Annotated in this window: 23 protein-coding genes; 12 read left to right on the top strand and 11 right to left on the bottom strand. The window is 67.3% G+C overall.

Annotated features, from left to right (window positions below; genetic code table 11):
• The first annotated feature begins 83 nt into the window (after window positions 1-83).
• Entirely contained in the window at window positions 84-380 is a 297-nt protein-coding gene (locus tag B0684_RS07710) for a hypothetical protein (RefSeq protein WP_018144945.1), read from the top strand.
• Between the two features lie 306 nt (window positions 381-686).
• Here the strand turns inward: B0684_RS07710 and dtd are convergent, their stop codons facing one another.
• The 3 genes from dtd to B0684_RS07695 all read right to left on the bottom strand — a co-directional run bounded on the left by dtd (window position 687) and on the right by B0684_RS07695 (window position 2,513).
• Window positions 687-1,133: a D-aminoacyl-tRNA deacylase gene (gene dtd, locus B0684_RS07705; protein ID WP_018144944.1), complete on the bottom strand. Its 447-nt coding sequence runs from the start codon at window positions 1,131-1,133 to the stop codon at window positions 687-689.
• Window positions 1,130-2,116 (bottom strand): prolyl aminopeptidase, encoded by a 987-nt coding sequence (pip, locus tag B0684_RS07700; protein ID WP_018175919.1) that lies wholly within the window; start codon window positions 2,114-2,116, stop codon window positions 1,130-1,132. The genes dtd and pip overlap by 4 nt, the downstream gene beginning before the upstream one ends.
• 88 nt (window positions 2,117-2,204) lie before the next feature.
• Window positions 2,205-2,513, bottom strand: coding sequence for a hypothetical protein (locus B0684_RS07695; RefSeq protein ID WP_018175918.1), 309 nt, complete (start codon window positions 2,511-2,513; stop codon window positions 2,205-2,207).
• 229 nt (window positions 2,514-2,742) lie between these two features.
• On the opposite strand from B0684_RS07695, the gene B0684_RS07690 reads away from it, so the two are divergent.
• The gene (locus B0684_RS07690) at window positions 2,743-3,555 is read left to right on the top strand and encodes a tRNA 2-thiocytidine(32) synthetase TtcA (RefSeq protein WP_018175917.1); all 813 of its coding nucleotides are present in this window, start codon (window positions 2,743-2,745) and stop codon (window positions 3,553-3,555) included.
• Complete coding sequence (locus B0684_RS07685) at window positions 3,530-4,441, top strand: lysophospholipid acyltransferase family protein (RefSeq protein WP_018175916.1); 912 nt, start codon at window positions 3,530-3,532, stop codon at window positions 4,439-4,441. The genes B0684_RS07690 and B0684_RS07685 overlap by 26 nt, the downstream gene beginning before the upstream one ends.
• A 51-nt stretch (window positions 4,442-4,492) precedes the next feature.
• On the opposite strand, the gene hslU is transcribed toward B0684_RS07685, so the two are convergent.
• The 8 genes from hslU to lptM form a co-directional block, all read right to left on the bottom strand.
• Window positions 4,493-5,827, bottom strand: coding sequence for an ATP-dependent protease ATPase subunit HslU (gene hslU / locus B0684_RS07680; protein ID WP_018168782.1), 1,335 nt, complete (start codon window positions 5,825-5,827; stop codon window positions 4,493-4,495).
• 41 nt (window positions 5,828-5,868) lie between these two features.
• Complete coding sequence (gene hslV, locus B0684_RS07675) at window positions 5,869-6,411, bottom strand: ATP-dependent protease subunit HslV (RefSeq protein ID WP_018168781.1); 543 nt, start codon at window positions 6,409-6,411, stop codon at window positions 5,869-5,871.
• Between the two features lie 93 nt (window positions 6,412-6,504).
• Complete coding sequence (xerC, locus tag B0684_RS07670) at window positions 6,505-7,428, bottom strand: tyrosine recombinase XerC (protein ID WP_018168780.1); 924 nt, start codon at window positions 7,426-7,428, stop codon at window positions 6,505-6,507.
• Window positions 7,400-8,137, bottom strand: coding sequence for a DUF484 family protein (locus B0684_RS07665; RefSeq protein WP_018144936.1), 738 nt, complete (start codon window positions 8,135-8,137; stop codon window positions 7,400-7,402). The genes xerC and B0684_RS07665 overlap by 29 nt, the downstream gene beginning before the upstream one ends.
• Window positions 8,134-8,970: a diaminopimelate epimerase gene (gene dapF / locus B0684_RS07660; protein WP_018175914.1), complete on the bottom strand. Its 837-nt coding sequence runs from the start codon at window positions 8,968-8,970 to the stop codon at window positions 8,134-8,136. The genes B0684_RS07665 and dapF overlap by 4 nt, the downstream gene beginning before the upstream one ends.
• Window positions 8,970-9,644: a class I SAM-dependent methyltransferase gene (locus tag B0684_RS07655; protein ID WP_018168778.1), complete on the bottom strand. Its 675-nt coding sequence runs from the start codon at window positions 9,642-9,644 to the stop codon at window positions 8,970-8,972. The genes dapF and B0684_RS07655 overlap by 1 nt, the downstream gene beginning before the upstream one ends.
• Window positions 9,641-10,930, bottom strand: a complete 1,290-nt coding sequence (gene lysA, locus B0684_RS07650) for a diaminopimelate decarboxylase (protein WP_018168777.1) — start codon at window positions 10,928-10,930, stop codon at window positions 9,641-9,643. Before lysA ends, B0684_RS07655 begins: the two co-directional genes overlap by 4 nt.
• On the bottom strand, window positions 10,931-11,065 hold the full coding sequence (gene lptM / locus B0684_RS07645; protein WP_018144932.1) for an LPS translocon maturation chaperone LptM: 135 nt from the start codon (window positions 11,063-11,065) through the stop codon (window positions 10,931-10,933).
• Between the two features lie 79 nt (window positions 11,066-11,144).
• On the opposite strand from lptM, the gene B0684_RS13885 reads away from it, so the two are divergent.
• The 9 genes from B0684_RS13885 to B0684_RS07600 all read left to right on the top strand — a co-directional run bounded on the left by B0684_RS13885 (window position 11,145) and on the right by B0684_RS07600 (window position 16,479).
• A complete protein-coding gene (locus B0684_RS13885; RefSeq protein ID WP_196799401.1) occupies window positions 11,145-11,405 on the top strand; it encodes a hypothetical protein in 261 nt (86 codons plus the stop codon).
• Window positions 11,402-11,872: a thiosulfate oxidation carrier protein SoxY gene (soxY, locus tag B0684_RS07635; RefSeq protein ID WP_018144931.1), complete on the top strand. Its 471-nt coding sequence runs from the start codon at window positions 11,402-11,404 to the stop codon at window positions 11,870-11,872. The genes B0684_RS13885 and soxY overlap by 4 nt, the downstream gene beginning before the upstream one ends.
• 46 nt (window positions 11,873-11,918) lie before the next feature.
• Window positions 11,919-12,203, top strand: coding sequence for a thiosulfate oxidation carrier complex protein SoxZ (gene soxZ / locus B0684_RS07630; protein ID WP_018168776.1), 285 nt, complete (start codon window positions 11,919-11,921; stop codon window positions 12,201-12,203).
• A 135-nt stretch (window positions 12,204-12,338) separates the two neighbouring features.
• Window positions 12,339-12,716 carry a hypothetical protein gene (locus B0684_RS07625; RefSeq protein ID WP_018168775.1) on the top strand — a complete coding sequence of 126 codons (378 nt, stop codon included), beginning with the start codon at window positions 12,339-12,341 and terminating at the stop codon, window positions 12,714-12,716.
• A 409-nt stretch (window positions 12,717-13,125) separates the two neighbouring features.
• A complete protein-coding gene (gene hisB / locus B0684_RS07620; protein WP_018144928.1) occupies window positions 13,126-13,719 on the top strand; it encodes an imidazoleglycerol-phosphate dehydratase HisB in 594 nt (197 codons plus the stop codon).
• Window positions 13,720-13,919: 200 nt separating this feature from the next.
• Window positions 13,920-14,576, top strand: a complete 657-nt coding sequence (gene hisH / locus B0684_RS07615) for an imidazole glycerol phosphate synthase subunit HisH (protein WP_018175911.1) — start codon at window positions 13,920-13,922, stop codon at window positions 14,574-14,576.
• Window positions 14,577-14,586: 10 nt separating this feature from the next.
• Complete coding sequence (hisA, locus tag B0684_RS07610; protein WP_018144926.1) at window positions 14,587-15,315, top strand: 1-(5-phosphoribosyl)-5-[(5-phosphoribosylamino)methylideneamino]imidazole-4-carboxamide isomerase; 729 nt, start codon at window positions 14,587-14,589, stop codon at window positions 15,313-15,315.
• A 1-nt stretch (window position 15,316) separates the two neighbouring features.
• Complete coding sequence (gene hisF / locus B0684_RS07605) at window positions 15,317-16,111, top strand: imidazole glycerol phosphate synthase subunit HisF (protein ID WP_018144925.1); 795 nt, start codon at window positions 15,317-15,319, stop codon at window positions 16,109-16,111.
• Window positions 16,108-16,479, top strand: a complete 372-nt coding sequence (locus tag B0684_RS07600; protein ID WP_018175910.1) for a phosphoribosyl-ATP diphosphatase — start codon at window positions 16,108-16,110, stop codon at window positions 16,477-16,479. Before hisF ends, B0684_RS07600 begins: the two co-directional genes overlap by 4 nt.
• Window positions 16,480-16,527 lie beyond the last annotated feature (48 nt).

The following is a 16,527-nucleotide window of genomic DNA, read 5'->3' as shown; positions in this document are numbered from 1 at the left end:
CATTCCATCAGGAGACGCTTGTATTCGTGCCCCGGGTTCGCTAGATTTTGGTGCGCTTGAATAACCTGTCACAGGAGCACCTTATGGATCAGCAAGAGCTCAACAACCGCTGCGTCACCCTGTTCCAGTCCCCGCGAATCCAGACCAAGCTGTGGAACCCCCGCATGTTCTGGGAAGTCGGCCGCAAGCTGAACACGAACCCGGACGAACTGACAGAGCCGAAGGTCGACCTGTGCGAGCTGGAAGTCATGCTCTCCGCCGCAGCCTACGAGCCGTCGAAATGCGCCGACAACCTGAACCAGCGCGAGGCCGGCCGCGCCGACTTCATCCGTCGCGCGGTCCAGTCCGGCCAGCGTCCGTTCCTGCGCCGCGCGGCCTGATCCACGCCCGGATCATCGCCCGCCAGGACCCGGCCTCGCGCCGGGTCTTTTCGTTTGGGGTCGCGACACCTGCTTGTTCGTCACCGAGGACACGGGGCAGACAGACATCCACTGAGGTGCACGTCATGGCAGTGGCAATGCCGGGCAATCAAATGACCGGCAAGTAGCGGTGCATCCGGCCCCGGCCAGTTCCGTGGGTCGGTCCCAAATAGAGGGTCAGGCCATGTGCGTCACCCTGGCCTTTGTCCGTGTCCTTTGTGCTTCGCCCGTCTTGAGCCTCATCGTGGGTGTCCACGAGATCGTCCCTTACTGGCCCCTGGCCTCCAGCCAGAAGGTCACCGGGCCGTCGTTGGTCAGACTGACCTGCATGTCCGCCCCGAAACGCCCGCTGGCCACGGGTTCATGGCGTTGGCCTGCCCGCCGTACCAGCCAATCGAACAGCGCTGCGCCATGCTCGGGGCTCGCCGATCCGGAAAAGCTCGGTCGCATCCCCTTGCGCGTATCGGCTGCCAGGGTGAACTGGGGCACCAGCAGCAGCCCGCCACCGGTCTCGCCCAGGCTCCGGTTCATTCGGCCCGCCGAGTCCGCGAATACCCGGTAGCCCAATAGCCGGTCGAGCATCCGTTCCGCGCTCGCCTCGGTATCGTTCGGCTCCACGGCCACCAGAGCCACCAGGCCGCTCCCGATCGCCCCGACGTCCTCCCCGTCGATGGTGACCCGCGCCGCGCTTGCGCGCTGGATCAGTGCGATCACGCCTGCCCCCGTCCAGTGCCGGGCTCGATGTGCCCGGACAGTTCCCCTGCCAGTCGGTCCGTGGCTGCGACCAGTCGGCGCACGATGCCCGGCTCCGCCGCCGAGTGGCCGGCGTCCGGTACGACCTCCAGTTGCGCCTGTGGCCAGGCCTGGTGCAGGGCCACCGCCTGATTCACCGGACACACCACGTCGTAGCGGCCGTGCACAATGGTGCCGGGAATCCCCTGCAGCCGGCCGGCATCGCGCAGCAGCTGGTCGGGTTCCAGGAACGTCTCGTGAACGAAGTAGTGGCACTCCAGCCGGGCCAGGCTCACGGCCACATCCGGCGCCTCGAAGTGCGCGATCACGTCGTGGTTCGGGATCAGACAGGAGGTGCGCCCTTCCCAGCTCGACCAGGCGCGGGCCGCGGCCTCGCGCACTGCACGGTCGTTGGCGGTCAGCCGCCGGTAGTAGGCACCTACCATGTCCGCCCGCTCGCCATCCGGGATCTGTGCCTCGTAGTCGGCCCAGGCCTCAGGAAACAACCGGTCCGCGCCCGACTGGTAAAACCATTGGATATCCTGCGGGCGGCACAGGAAGATCCCCCGTAGCACCAGGCCCAGGACCCGCTCCGGGTGTTTCTGGGCATACGCCAGCCCGAGGGTCGAGCCCCAGGACCCGCCAAATACCACCCAGCGCTCGATTCCCAGGTGCTCGCGCAGGCGCTCGATGTCCGCGACCGCGTGCCAGGTCGTGTTCGCCTCGAGGCTTGCGTGCGGGGTCGAGCGTCCGCAGCCGCGCTGGTCGAACAACACGATGCGGTAGCGTTCCGGATCGTAGAAGCGGCGGTGCCAGCTTTCGCAACCCGAGCCGGGCCCGCCATGCAGAAACACGACGGGTATCCCCTCCGGATTGCCGCATTCCTCGAAGTACAGCTCGTGGCCGTCGCCAACCTGCAGGCGCCCCATACCGTGGGGCTCGATCTCGGGATACAGCGCGTCCATGGAAGCCCTCCGGGCAAAACCCCGAGTGTCGCCAAAACGCAGCGTGGGCGAAACCCTACGGGCTCTTCCCGCAACCGCCGATCCGGCCCTACTCCGGGTCCTCGATTACCCGCCCGCGATAGACACGCCGCTGCGCAGGCCGGTGTTCTACCTGCGCCCCGTCTTCTGGTTGCGTCTTCGCGGGTGCGGGTGTTCGCAGATATCCCGTTCCCTCCAGCTGACTGCGCAGGGTCAGCGCCGCCGCTTCGACCATGCTCGACTGCGAGCGCGCAGCGTAATCAAGGATGGCCTCCATGAAGTCCGGGTCGCTGACCGACAGCCGTGCTACCGCGGGGAATTCGGCGCGCAGGTTTCGCCGAAGTTCGGCGGCCAGGCTGAGGCTCTTGCGGTCGTGCATCGGGTTCCCCGGGTGGACGTAGGTTTCTCCGTCTTCATGCAAGCGGGGTGCCACGGCGAGACGCCCGCCATTCGCCGCCCCGGTGCCCCCAGGTCGCAACCCCTGCCCTGTGCGAGAGCGACGGGTGTTCATCTCTGGTGCACGGGAGGCGCGGTGTGCACCGAAATCCTGCGCCACCATTGCGGGTTGGGCTTGCGTGCAGCCGACCGCCGGCCTATGTTGCGGGCCCATGGAGACACCCGCCGTTCCCGCCTCGATCCGCCGCCTCGCCGGGCGCGCCATCGCCGACTTCGACATGGTCCGCGAGGGCGACCGCATCCTGGTGGGCCTGTCCGGTGGCAAGGATTCGCTGACCCTGCTGTGGCTGCTGCACAACCTCGCTCGGCGGGCCCCGGTGCACTTCGAGGTGGGGGCGGTCACGATCAACCCCGAGATCGAGGGATTCGAGCCGCAGCGGCTGATGGATTACCTGGGCAGCTACGGCATCCCCTATCACTTCGTGTCCGAGCCCATCGCCGAGCTGGCCGATGCGCACATGGACAACGACTCGTTCTGCTCCTTCTGCTCGCGCATGAAGCGCGGCCTGATGTATCGCACGGCGCGCGAACACGGCTACAACGTACTGGCGCTGGGCCAGCACCTCGATGATCTCGCGGAGAGCTTCATGATGAGCGCCTTCCATGGCGGCCAGCTGCGCACCATGAAGGCCCACTACGCGATCGACGCCGGCGACCTGCGGGTCATTCGCCCGCTGGTCTACGTGCGTGAACGCCAGACCCGCGACTTTGCCGACGCCGCGGGGCTCCCGGTGATCCTCGACAACTGCCCCGCCTGCTTCGCCATGCCCACCCAGCGCGAGCATATGAAACAGCTGCTGGCGCAGGAGGAGGCGCAGCACCCCGGATTGTTCCGCAACCTGCGCACCACCCTCAAGCCCCTGATGACCGAGGGTGGCATTCCTCCGCGCGATCCACCGCCGAGCGCGTCCGCAACCACCGAATCCGCAGTGTCCGAACATGGCCCGACGTCGGCATCTGCGTGATCGCCTGATCGGGGTGGGCCTGCGCCTGCTGGCGCGCCTCCCGCTGCGCGTGAACCACGCCCTGGGCGGCGCGGTCGGGGCGCTGGTGTGGTACCTGCCCACCCGCGCGGCCCGTATCACCCACATCAATCTGGCGCTGTGCTTTCCGGAAAAGGACCCGGCGTGGCGGCGGCGGGTGGGGCGGCGCTCCCTGATGGCGATGGGCCGGGCCCTGACCGAGTCCCCCTGGCTGTGGCAGTCGCCTCCGGAGAGCCTCGAGACCCTGGCCGTCCAGCCGCCGCAGTACGCGCGCCTGCGCGAGCGCTCCGCCGGTCGGGCGTTGTTCCTGTGCGCCCCGCATCTCGGTTCCTGGGAATTCGCCGGACTGCATGCCGCTTGCCACGGGCCGATGGCCACGCTGTACAGCCCGTTCAAGACCCCGGAGGTGGACCGCTGGGTGCGCGAGGCCCGTGCCTCCACCGGGGCCGAGCTGGCCCCGGCCGATCGCAGTGGCCTGCGCATCCTGCAACAGGCCCGCGACCGCGGCGAGATCATCGGCATCCTGCCGGACCAGAGCCCCAAGGGCGCCTCGGGCCAGCACGCCTCGTTTTTCGGGCGTCCGGCCCTGACCATGACCCTGCTCCCGCGCCTGCTGCGCGGGCGCGCGGATCACGTGGTATTCCTGTTTGCCGAGCGTCTGCCCGGGGGCCGGGGCTATCGCTATCACGAGGTCGTGGCCGGCCCGGAGGTGGCCGATCGCGATTTTGCCCGGGCGGCCGCGGCGATCAACCGCCACGTGGAGACCCTGGTCCGGCGCTGTCCCGAGCAGTACAACTGGGCCTACAAGCGCTTCAACCCACCGCCCGCGGGCTGGCCCGATCCCTATCGCCGGGGGGCGCCCGAGTAACCTCCCGCGCGGTAGCTCTCCGCGCATGGCCGGCCCGCTGGACGGGTCGCGTCAGAGGATGTAGCGGGACAGGTCCTCGTCTTCCGCCAGGTCGCCGAGGCGTTCGTCGACGAAGGCGCGATCCACGATCACCGGGCCTTCGACATCCGGGGCGCGGTAGGCGACGTCCTGCAGAAGGCGCTCCAGCACGGTATGCAGACGGCGGGCGCCGATATTCTCGGTGCGTGCGTTCACGTCAAAGGCGATTTCGGCCAGACGGCGCACGCCCTCTTCCTCGAAGCGCAGCTCCACGCCCTCGGTCTTCATCAGCGCGGTGTACTGCTCGGTCAGCGAGGCGGTGGGCTCGGTCAGGATGCGCACGAAGGCATCGGCCGACAGGGCGTCCAGCTCCACACGGATGGGCAGCCGGCCCTGCAGCTCCGGCACCAGGTCGGACGGCTTGGACAGGTGGAAGGCGCCGGAGGCGATGAACAGGATGTGGTCGGTGCGCACCATGCCCAGCTTGGTGGAGACGGTGGTGCCCTCGATCAGCGGCAGCAGGTCGCGCTGCACGCCCTCGCGGGAGACCTCGCCACCACCGGTCTTCTCGCTGCCCTTGGCGACCTTGTCGATCTCGTCGAGGAACACGATGCCGCTTTGTTCCACGCGTTCGATCGCCTTCAGCTTCAGTTCTTCTTCATTGACCAGGCGCGCGGCCTCTTCCTCGATCAGCAGCTTGCGCGCCTCGGCGATCTTCAGCCGCCGCGAGCGGGTCTTCTGCCCGCCGAGATTCTGGAACATCGACTGCAGCTGGCTGGCCATCTCTTCCATGCCCGGGGGCGTCATGATCTCCACGCCCTGCGGGTTCTGCGAGACCTCGATGTCGATCTCGCGTTCGTCCATGTCCCCCTCGCGCAGGCGCTTGCGCAGCTTCTGGCGGGTCTCGCTGTTGGCGTGGTCCGGCTCGGACTCGGTGAAGCCGGCATTGCGCGGGCTTGGCAGCAGGGCATCCAGGATGCGCTCCTCGGCGGCGTCCTCGGCCTTCAGGCGGTTTTCCTTGATCGCCTCGTCGCGCAGCTGCTTCACCGCGGCCTCGGCAAGATCGCGGATGATCGACTCGACATCGCGCCCGACATAACCGACTTCGGTGAACTTGGTCGCCTCGATCTTGATGAACGGGGCGTGGGCCAGTTTCGCCAGACGCCGGGCGATCTCGGTCTTGCCCACACCGGTCGGGCCGATCATCAGGATGTTCTTGGGTGTGACCTCCGGTTGCAGCTCCGGCGGCAGCTGGCGGCGGCGCCAGCGGTTGCGCAGGGCAACGGCGACGGAGCGCTTGGCGTCGTCCTGGCCGATGATGTAGCGGTCCAGTTCCTGGACGATCTCGCGGGGGGTCATGTCGGTCATGGCAAATGGGCCTTGGTCGAATCGCTTGGCGCCGGGTCGCGTTACTCCGCGTCCAGGCTCTCCAGGGTGATGTTGTGATTGGTGTACACGCAGATATCGGCAGCGATGTTCAGGGACTTCTCCACGATATCGCGGGCTGGCAGATCCGTGTTCTGCAGCAGGGCCTGGGCGGAGGCCTGGGCGTAGGGGCCGCCGGACCCGATTGCGATCAGTGCATGCTCGGGCTCGATCACGTCGCCATTGCCGGAGATCACGAAGGAGTTCTCGCGGTCGGAGACCGCCAGCAATGCCTCCAGCTTGCGCAGGGCGCGGTCGGTACGCCAGTCCTTGGCCAGCTCGACGGCGGCGCGGGTAATGTTGCCGGAGTGTTTCTCCAGCATCCCTTCGAAGCGTTCGAACAGGGTGAAGGCATCGGCGGTGCCGCCGGCAAAACCGGCGAGGATGCGATCATGGTAGACGCGGCGCACCTTGCGCGCGTTGCCCTTCATCACGGTGTTGCCAAGGGAAACCTGGCCGTCGCCCCCGAGGGTGACGGCGCCGCCCTTGCGGACGCATACGATGGTGGTGCCGCGAAACTGTTCCACGGATCTCTCCTGTTACGGCTGAGTGTCATGGGGCACGGTGTTGGGTTGCGGCGGCCCGGGATCGTTCACCTGGTGGGTGGGATCCTCGCCGAATCAGTCTCTCCGGCGGGCCCGCGGATGGGCGGCATCATACACCTGTGCCAGGTGCTGATAGTCGAGATGGGTATAGATCTGGGTGGTTTCAAGGTTGGCGTGGCCGAGAAGTTCCTGGATCGCCCGCAGATCGCCACTCGACTCCAGCAGGTGACTGGCGAAGGCATGGCGCAGACGGTGCGGGTGCAGGCGCACATCCAGCCCGGCGCGACGGCCGGCCTCGGCGACCCGGCGTTGCACCGCGCGGTTGCCGAGGCGCTGGCCTCGGCGGCTGACGAACACGGCGCGCTCGTCCGCTGTGGCCCAGTCGCCCCGGCATTTCAGCCAAGTGCGCAGCGCATCGCGTGCCACACGCCCCACCGGGACGCTGCGCTCGCGCCGGCCCTTGCCGAGCACGCGCACCAGCCCGGAATCCAGGTCAAGGTCGGTCAGATCCAGTCCGGTCAGTTCCGACAGGCGCAGCCCGGACGAATACAGCAGCTCCAGCATCGCCTGGTCGCGTGCCGCCAGGTTGGGTTCGATGCCCTCCGCCGGGGTCAGCGCCCGCTGGGTCTGGTCGACATCGAGATCGCGCGGCAGGGGGCGCCCGGCACGCGGGCCGCGCATGCCGGCGGCCGGATTGGCCGGCATGCGCCGCTGTTCGACCTGATAGGCGAAGAAGCCGCGCACGGCGGACAGGAAGCGCTGGATCGAGCGCGGGTGGCGGCCCTGGCGGGCCAGCTGTCCGGCGATGCGCCGCATGTCGGCTGCCTTGAGGGCATCCCAGGGGCCGTTATGCAGCCCGCGCAGGCGGGCCAGGTCGCGCCGATAGGCCTGTACGGTATGCGGCGAATGGCCGCGAATATCGCTCAAATGGGCCAGAAAGGCCGCGATATCCGCATCCTGCTCGGGTGCGTCAGGCAGCGGCGTGGGCCCGCTCGACATGGCAGCGGATCGATTCGGCCAGCAGGTCGCCGATGTGGGTGACGAAGTACGTGCCCATGTCGGGCTCGAAGCGGTCCGCGGATTCGCTGGCCAGGCCAAGTACCCCGATATGGTCGGATTCATTGCCCAACGGCATCAGGATGGCCGAACCGATCTCCTCGGCGTCATCGAACAGCACGTCCAGCATCTCGGCCGGGACGCGACCGCATTGGGCCTTGCCGCGGCTGAACAGCGGGTCGAAGGTGGCCAGCTCGCTGGTGGTCAGCGCATGCAGGTCGTCGACCTCGCGGTGGGCCAGGCGGATGCTGACGCGTTCCGCGCCCAGCTCGTTGCGCAGGGCGTCCTGGGTCAGCGCCAGCACGGCGTCCAGGTTCTCGGCGCGCATCAGGGTCTTGGCCAGTTCGTGCAGGTGCTGGCCCATGCGCTCGTTGTCGCGGGCACGCTCGACCAGCTCGCCCATGTGCTGTTCCATGGCGCGGTGCTTCTCGCGCAGCAGGGCGACCTGGCGTTCCAGCAGGGACACCGCGCCACCGGTCGGGTGCGGCAGGCGCAGTATGTCCAGCAGCGGCAGGTGGTCCTGGAAGAAGTCGGGATGCTCGCGCAGGTAGGCCTCGACGTCGGCCGCGCTGATCGTGCGGTCTTCCGGAGCCCGGGTCTTGGGGGTCTTGGTTTTTGCCGCAGAGGCGTTGGAGGATTGCTGCCCAGTCATAGATCGATCCAGCCGTTGAATACCGTGGTGGCCGGCCCGGTCAGCCAAACCGGAGCCTCGGCCTGTCCGGTCCAGCTTAGCACAAGGGTCCCGCCCGGCAGGGTCACTTCGAGGTTGTCGTCGACCAGTCCGCGGCGTCGCAATACGGCCATCGCGGCGGCCGCGCCGCTGCCACAGGCGAGTGTCTCGCCGACCCCGCGTTCGAACACCCGCAGGTCGACATGTCCGCGGTCGCGCAGTGCGGCGAACCCGACATTGACGCGGCGCGGGAAGCTTGCGTGGCGTTCGATGATCGGGCCGATCTCGTGGACCGGTGCGCTGGCCACGTCGTCGACCAGGATCACCGCATGCGGGTTGCCCATGGAGACCGCGCCCAGGGTGATCGAGTGGCCCTGCACATCCAGCGTGTAGGCATCGGCCTCGGCCTCGGCGAGCAGCGGGATGCGCGCCGGTGCGAACTCCGGCCGCCCCATATCCACGCGCACCTGCTCGTCGTCCTCGACATGCAGCACGATGCGCCCGCCGAGGGTCTCGACCGGGATCTCGCGGGCCTCGGTCAGGCCCTGCTCGCGGACGAAGCGGGCGAAGCAGCGCGCGCCGTTGCCGCACTGCTCCACCTCGGAGCCATCGGCATTGAAGATGCGGTAGCGGAACAGCGCCTGCGCCGGATCGCCCGGTGGCTCCACCAGCAGGATCTGATCGCAGCCGATGCCGAAGTGGCGATCGGCCAGGTGACGCAGCGTTGGCTCGTCGAGCCGCACGTTCTGACGTATGCCGTCGATGACCACGAAGTCATTGCCCAGGCCGTGCATCTTGGTGAAGTCCAGGCGCATCAGGCGGTCTCCGGCAGGTGGCCGACAATGGTCATGTGGCGATCCGAGGTGATGGTCACCGTGAAGCCCTCGATCCCGGCCGCTGCCAGCTGTTCGCGTACCTCGTCGGGCGTGAAGGCGGCATGCAGGGAGTGCTCGAAGTCGTGGCGCAGCACCGGCGGCGCGTCGGCGGCGTACTCCGCGACCAGGGCCCGGACCGTCTCGGTCGTATCCGGCCGTCGCAGGTCCATGATGAACACCGCCGCGCCGGGCGCGCCGTCACGCGCAATGGTTTGCCACAGAGCGGCCGGGTCATGCAGGTGATGCAGCAGGGAGTTGCTGATGATCGTGGCATATGGCGCGCGCGGTCCGCGCGCCTCTGGCAGGCAGCCTTCGGCCAGATGCACCCGGTCCGCGGCTGGGTGCCCGGCCATCAGCGCGTCGCCGGCCGCCAGCATTGCCGGGGCGCCGTCGAGGCCGTCGACCTCGCAGTCGGGGTAGCGCGTGGCGAAGCGCAGCGAGACATCGCCCGGGCCGCAGCCCAGGTCCAGCACCGGCCCGGTCACGGGCCCGGGAAAGGCCTCGGCGAAGGCGTCGACGAAACCCTCGTGCGGGGCGGCGAAGTCGGCCTCGGCATAGGCACGGGCCTGCTCCGGCTCCAGCATCAACTCCGGCTCCGGGCGCCGCGGGATCACGGCTCGACGCTCCCTGACGGGTCCTGGTCCTCCGGATCCCGGGGCAGCATGCTTTCGCGCATCATCAGGTGATCGACCTGCTCGCGGCGGTTGATGATCTGGAAGTGGTCGCCGTCGACCATTACCTCCGGCGGGCGCGGGCGCGAGTTGTAGTTGCCGGACATCACGTAGCCGTAGGCGCCGGCCGAGCGCACCGCGAGCAGGTCGCCGGCGGCCAGCGCAAGCTCGCGTTCGCGGCCGAGGAAGTCGCCGGTCTCGCAGACCGGGCCGACGATGTCGTAGGTGCGGGTCTCGGTGTCGCTGCGCGGTACCACCGGGACGATTTCCTGCCAGGCGCCGTACAGGGCCGGGCGCAGCAGGTCGTTCATCGCGCCGTCGACGATCGCGAAGTCATGGGCCTCGGTGTGTTTCAGGTATTCCACCCGGGTCAGGAACACGCCGGCATTCGCGGCGATTGCGCGCCCCGGTTCCAGCAGGACCTTCAGCGGGCGATCGCCCAGGACCTCGCGCAGGGCGCTGGCCCAGGCATCCGGTTCCGGTGGGGTCTCGTCGCGGTAGCGCACGCCCAGCCCGCCGCCGACATCGATATGTTCCAGCTCGACGCCGTCTGCGGCCAGTTCGTCGACCAGTGCCAGTACGCGCTTGAGCGCGTCGGTGAATGGGTCGATGCGGGTCAGCTGCGAGCCGATGTGGAAGTCGACGCCGGTTGCTTCCAGGTGCTGGCTGTCGCGCACCCGGGCATACAGCGCCGGTGCCTCCTCGATGGCGACGCCGAACTTGTTCTCGCGCAGCCCGGTGGCGATATAGGGATGGGTCTCGGCGTCGACGTCCGGATTTACCCGGATCGACACCGGGGCCAGGACACCCATCTCCATGGCGACGGCCTCCAGCCGGTCCAGCTCCGGGGCGGATTCGACATTGAAACAGTGGATGCCGACCTCCAGGGCCCGGCGCATCTCGGCGGCGGTCTTGCCGACCCCGGAGAACACGACCTTCGCCGGATCGCCCCCGGCGCGCAGCACGCGCTCCAGTTCGCCGCCGGAGACGATGTCGAAACCGGCGCCCATGCGCGCCAGCACATTCAGTACGCCCAGCGCGGAGTTCGCCTTCACGGCGAAGCAGACCTGGTGCGGGGTGCCGATGAGGGCCTCGCTGAACGCGCGGAAGTGGCGCTCCAGCGTGGCGCGGGAATACACGTACGCGGGGGTGCCGACCAGCTCTGCAAGGCGGTCCATTGCTACGCCTTCGCAGAACAGGGTGCCGCGGTGGTAATCGAAGTAGTCCATTCAGCGCCGCTCCTCGGTTTCGTCGTCATCGGGCAGATAGAGATCGCCCTTCTGACCACAGGCGGAGAGCATCTGCATCGTGCCGAGCACGACGATCACGGCAATCAGGAGCCACTGGGCCTTGCAGGAGAACATGGGTCGGATCCGGGGTTCGTTGCATCAAGAGGCGATAGTGTGCCATTGATACGCCCCTGGCTTCAGGTGCTAGCGATAGATGCTGCGGTATCTGTCCGACGAAATTTACCCGATCGTGAACGGCGATGATTCGTTCATCAATGATTCAGCCAGGTTTGGGACGATGCATCTGCGAGACCAGCAAAAGACCACTGAAGCTGGTCAGGGGGCGGAGCCCGATCCGCAGGGAATAGAGACCTGCCGCTCGCCGTCCAAAGCAACAGGCGTCACCGCGGTTCGCCGCCAAGACGTCCCGGATAATCCGGATCTGACCCACAAGATGAGAGGAGATCATCCATGATTAGCACCAAGCGCCGTGTCTTCCTGAAAGGCACTCTCGCCGCCGGTACTGTCGGTGTCGCCGTCGGGGCCGGTCTGCTCGCCCCGAGCAAGCTGCTCGCCGCCTGGCCGTCCGAGGCCTTCGGCGCCGAAGGCCTCGAAGCCGCCTTTGAAGCCGTCACCGGCTCCAGCGACATTGCCGATGGCGACGTCACCCTGAGCGCCCCGGAAATCGCCGAGAACGGCGCCGTGGTTCCGGTGTCGGTCGAATCCAGCCTGGACAACGTGACCGAAATGGCCGTGTTCGTCGAGCTGAACAACCTGCCGCTGGTCGCACATTACGTGCTGGCCGATGGCGCGCATGCGAACATCTCTGGCCGTATCCGCATGGGCGAGTCCTCCAACGTGATCGCCGCCGTGAAGTCCGGCGACACCTGGTACAAGACGGTTCAAGAAGTGAAGGTCACGGTCGGTGGCTGCGGCGGCTAACGCCGACCCCCAACCGCTGATCCGAACACTACTGGAGGTTTAAGATATGTCTATCCGAGTTCGCGCCCAAGAAAGCAACGGCGTTATCAATATCCGTGCGCTGATGAGCCACGACATGCTCGTCCCCGACGACGACGGTGGCCCGCACTTCATCGAAACCGTGGAAATTGCGCGCAATGGCGACACCGCCATTACCGCCAACTGGAACTACACCGTCTCCCGCAACCCGTTCCTGCAGTGCGAGATCGACGGCGCCGCCGGTGACACCGTGACCGTCTCCTGGACGGACAACAAGGGTGAATCCGACTCGACCGACGTCGAAGTGCGGTAAAAAGAGGGTTCCCACTCTCTTTGAAGAAGCCGGGGCTGGTCCCCGGCTTTTTTGTGTCCGGTCATCGGGTGTCTGTGGTCAGCGTCTCTCTGGCGTGGACTACACTCCAGACAGGTCCATGCCGAGCGCACCGCCATGTCCCCGGATATCCCCGCGCCCCGTGAAGCCGATCCGGCCCTGCGCCCGGCGCTGCTCCTCGAGCCCCACCAGCCCCTGTGGCAACGCCTGCCCCGGCGCGACGCCGCAGGCCGCCGGCTGGCGGACTTCATGATGCTGATCCCCGGGCTGCGCCAGCGTCCGCGCTCCGAACTCCATGCCCGGGCGCGCGCCATCGAGCGCGTGTTGAACAGCTATGGGGACGATATCGCGTTCGTCGAGCTGAACCTGAAGCTGAACACCCTGTGGGTCTCGTTGACCGCGCGGCCAGGGCTTTGCACTGAAGTGCCGGGGGCGATCCAGGCGGTGGTGCCCGAGGCGTTATTGGTGGGGCCGAAGCTGACCTCCGGCATGTAGTGGCGGGGGTGAGGCCGCTGTCCGCCCCGACGCTGCTCTAGGGAAACACTGATTAATGTGCACGCTCGCGCTCGAGTCGCTTTTGCGTGCGAACAAGGCGCGGTGACTGCCGTGCAGTCATTCTGCACAAGGGAGCCGTAACGCTGTGCGCGCGCAAAAGCGGCCGAGCCCCTGCTTTCAATGGCTTGTGGGGTTGGCACCCCAGGTTCCCCGATCCTGCGTTGCACCGCTTGCGGGTAGAACCCTACCCGTTGCACGGCGCGCCTTGTCTCGGAAAACCTGGGGTGCCAACGCGAGTGTGTACATTGATCAGTGTTTCCCTAGCGTGAATAGGCCCGTGTTTCCCTGTGTCATACCGGGCGACGGCCAGCCTTGCTACACTGACCTTTTACCGTGCCCGAACCGGAACATGACTGAACGTACTGCATCTGTCCGCCGCGACACCCTGGAGACCCGGATCGCCGTCGAGTTGAACCTCGACGGCACCGGCCAAAGCCATCTTGAGACCGGCATCCCGTTCCTCGACCACATGCTGGACCAGGTGGCCCGTCACGGCCTGGTGGATCTCGACGTGCGCGCCGAGGGCGATCTGCATATCGATGCCCATCACACGGTGGAGGACGTCGGGATCACCCTGGGGCAGGCGCTGGCCAAGGCCCTGGGGGACAAGAAGGGTATCCGCCGCTATGGCCATGCCTATGTCCCGCTGGACGAGGCCCTTTCACGGGTGGTCATCGACTTCTCCGGGCGTCCGGGGCTGGAGATGCACGCGGATTTCCGCCGTTCGCACATCGGCGAATTTGATGTGGACTTGTTCCACGAGTTCTTCCAGGGCCTGGTCAACCACAGCTGGATGACCCTGCACATCGACTGCCTGCGTGGCGACAACGCGCATCATGTCGCCGAGACCATCTTCAAGGCCTTCGGGCGCGCCCTGCGTGTGGCGGCGGAGTTCGATCCGCGCTCCGCGGGGATCACGCCGTCCACCAAGGGCAGTCTCTAAGGAAACACTGATCCATGTACACACTCGCGTTGGTACCCCAAGGGGCTCGGCCGCTTTTGCGCGCGCACGGCGTTGCGGTTCCTTTGTGCAGAATGACTGCACGGCAGTCACCGCGCCTTGTTCGCACGCAAAAGCGACTCGAGCGCGAGCGTGTACATGGATCAGTGTTTCCTTAACGGACCAACGGACGAGACCCGGCCATGGAAACTGTTGCCGTCATCGATTACGGCATGGGGAATCTGCACTCGGTCGTGCGTGCACTGGAGCACGAGGCCGCGGGCGACCAGCGCGTACTGCTGACCGACGACCCCGAGACCTTGCGCGAGGCCGATCGGTTGGTGTTTCCCGGCCAGGGCGCGGCCGGGGATGCCATGCAGGCGCTGTCGAATCGCGGGCTCGACCGGCTGCTGCCGGAGCTGGCGGCCGACCGCCCGTTCCTGGGCCTGTGCCTGGGCCAGCAGATCCTGATGGACGCCAGCGAGGAGAGCGGCGGCGTCGACCTGCTGGGCATCCTGCCGGGCCGGGTCGCGCGCTTTCCCGCCATGCAGGGCCCGGATGGCCGGCGCCTGAAGATCCCGCACATGGGCTGGAACCGCGTGCTGCCGGCGCAGGAGCATCCCCTGTGGCACGGCCTGCCGGAGACCCCGTGGTTTTATTTCGTCCATAGTTACCGGGTGCAGCCCGAGCGCGAGGCCGATGTCGCCGGGCGCACCGATTATGGCGAGACCTTTGCCTCGGCACTGGCGCGGGGCTCGTTGTTCACCATGCAGTGCCATCCGGAGAAGAGCGCCGCCTGCGGGCTGCGTCTGCTGCATAACTTTCTGCGCTGGGACGGTGACGGTCCCGGGGCGTCGTGAGGAGTCGAAGATGCTGGTCATTCCCGCAATCGATCTGAAGGAAGGCAAGTGCGTTCGCCTGCGCCAGGGGAACATGGACGATTCCACCGTGTTCGGCGAGGACCCGGTGGAGATGGCGAAGCGCTGGGTCGATGCCGGGGCCGAGCGGTTGCATATCGTTGATCTCGACGGCGCCTTTGCCGGTCAGCCGCGCAATGCCAAGGCGGTGCACGCGATTGCCAAGGCCTTCCCCGACCTGCCGATCCAGATCGGCGGTGGCGTGCGCGACGAGGACACGGTTCAGGCCTATCTGGATGCCGGGGTCGAATACGTGATCATCGGTACCCGCGCGGTCAGCGCGCCGCACTTCGTGAACGACCTGTGTCTGGAATTCCCCGGCCGTATCATCGTCGGGCTGGATGCCAAGGACGGCAAGCTGGCGGTGGATGGCTGGTCCAAGCTGTCGCACCACGACGTGATCGACCTGGCCCAGCACTTCGAGGCGGACGGCGTGGTGGCCTTCGTCTACACCGACATCGCCCGCGACGGGATGATGAAGGGCCCCAACGTGGAGGCTACCGCGCGCCTGGCGAGCAACGTGCGCGTGCCGGTGATCGCCTCCGGCGGCATCAGCTCGCTGGACGACCTGCGCAACCTCGCAGCCCGCGAGGACGAGGGCATTACCGGCGCCATCGTCGGCCGGGCCTTGTACGACGGCGCCTTCACCCTGGAGGAGGCCCGCAAGGCCCTCGCAACCTGAGATGCTCGCCAAGCGCATCATTCCCTGTCTGGATGTCGACGCCGGCCGCGTGGTCAAGGGTGTCAACTTCGTCGGCATCCGCGATGCCGGGGACCCGGTGGAGATCGCCCGGCGCTACAACACCCAGGGTGCGGACGAGATCACCTTCCTCGACATCACCGCCTCCAGCGACGACCGCGAGACCATCGTGCACGTGGTCGAGGCCGTCGCGCGCGAGGTGTTCATCCCGCTGACTGTGGGTGGTGGCGTGCGCGCGGTCGAAGACATCCGCCGCCTGCTGAACGCCGGGGCCGACAAGGTCTCCATCAACACCGCCGCGGTGCACCGGCCCGAGCTGGTGCGCGAGGCCGCCGACTGGGTCGGCAGCCAGTGCATCGTGGTCGCGATCGACGCCAAGCAGGTCAGCACGGGGAATGAACCACCGCGCTGGGAGGTCTTTACCCACGGAGGCCGCCGCGAGACCGGGCTGGACGTGGTCGAGTGGGCGCAGCGCATGGAGTCCCTGGGGGCCGGCGAGATCCTGCTGACGAGCATGGATCGTGACGGCACCCGTATCGGCTTCGACCTGCCCCTGACCCGCGCGGTCAGCGATGCGGTCGGCGTGCCGGTGATTGCTTCGGGCGGGGTCGGTGAGCTGCAGCACCTGGTGGAGGGCGTGACCGAGGGCCATGCCGATGCCGTGCTGGCGGCCAGTATCTTTCACTTTGGTCAGCACACGGTGGGCGAGGCCAAGGACGCAATGGCGGCGGCCGGTGTCCCGGTGCGGCCGAACGATGCCGAGGTGGCCGCGCAATGACCGATTCGACTCCCGCTCGTCCGGGTGGTGCCGAGGTGCTTTCCGCGCTCGCCGAGGTGATCGAGCAGCGTCGCCAGGCCGACCCGGAGCAGTCCTACGTGGCGAAGCTTCACGCGCGCGGGCTGGACGAGATGCTCAAGAAACTGGGCGAGGAATCGGCGGAGACGCTGATTGCCGCCAAGAACGACGACACCGACGCCCTGGTGTCGGAAATGGCCGACCTGTGGTTTCATGCCCTGGTGGTGCTCGCGGCCCGCGGACGGCACCCGGACGATGTCCTCGATGAACTGGGCCGGCGTTTCGGTCTGTCGGGCGTTGCCGAGAAGGCCGCGCGCGAAACCAGTGGTCGCCGGTCCGACCATTCGTAGCGTGTACATTGATCGGTCTTTCCCCGGGGGCCGCATTTAGTCGCCGGC

The sequence above is a fragment of the Thioalkalivibrio versutus genome, assembly GCF_001999325.1.
GTDB lineage: Bacteria > Pseudomonadota > Gammaproteobacteria > Ectothiorhodospirales > Ectothiorhodospiraceae > Thioalkalivibrio > Thioalkalivibrio versutus.
The sequence above is the reverse complement of the archived record's forward strand: the minus strand, read 5'-3'. Positions and strand labels throughout refer to the sequence as shown.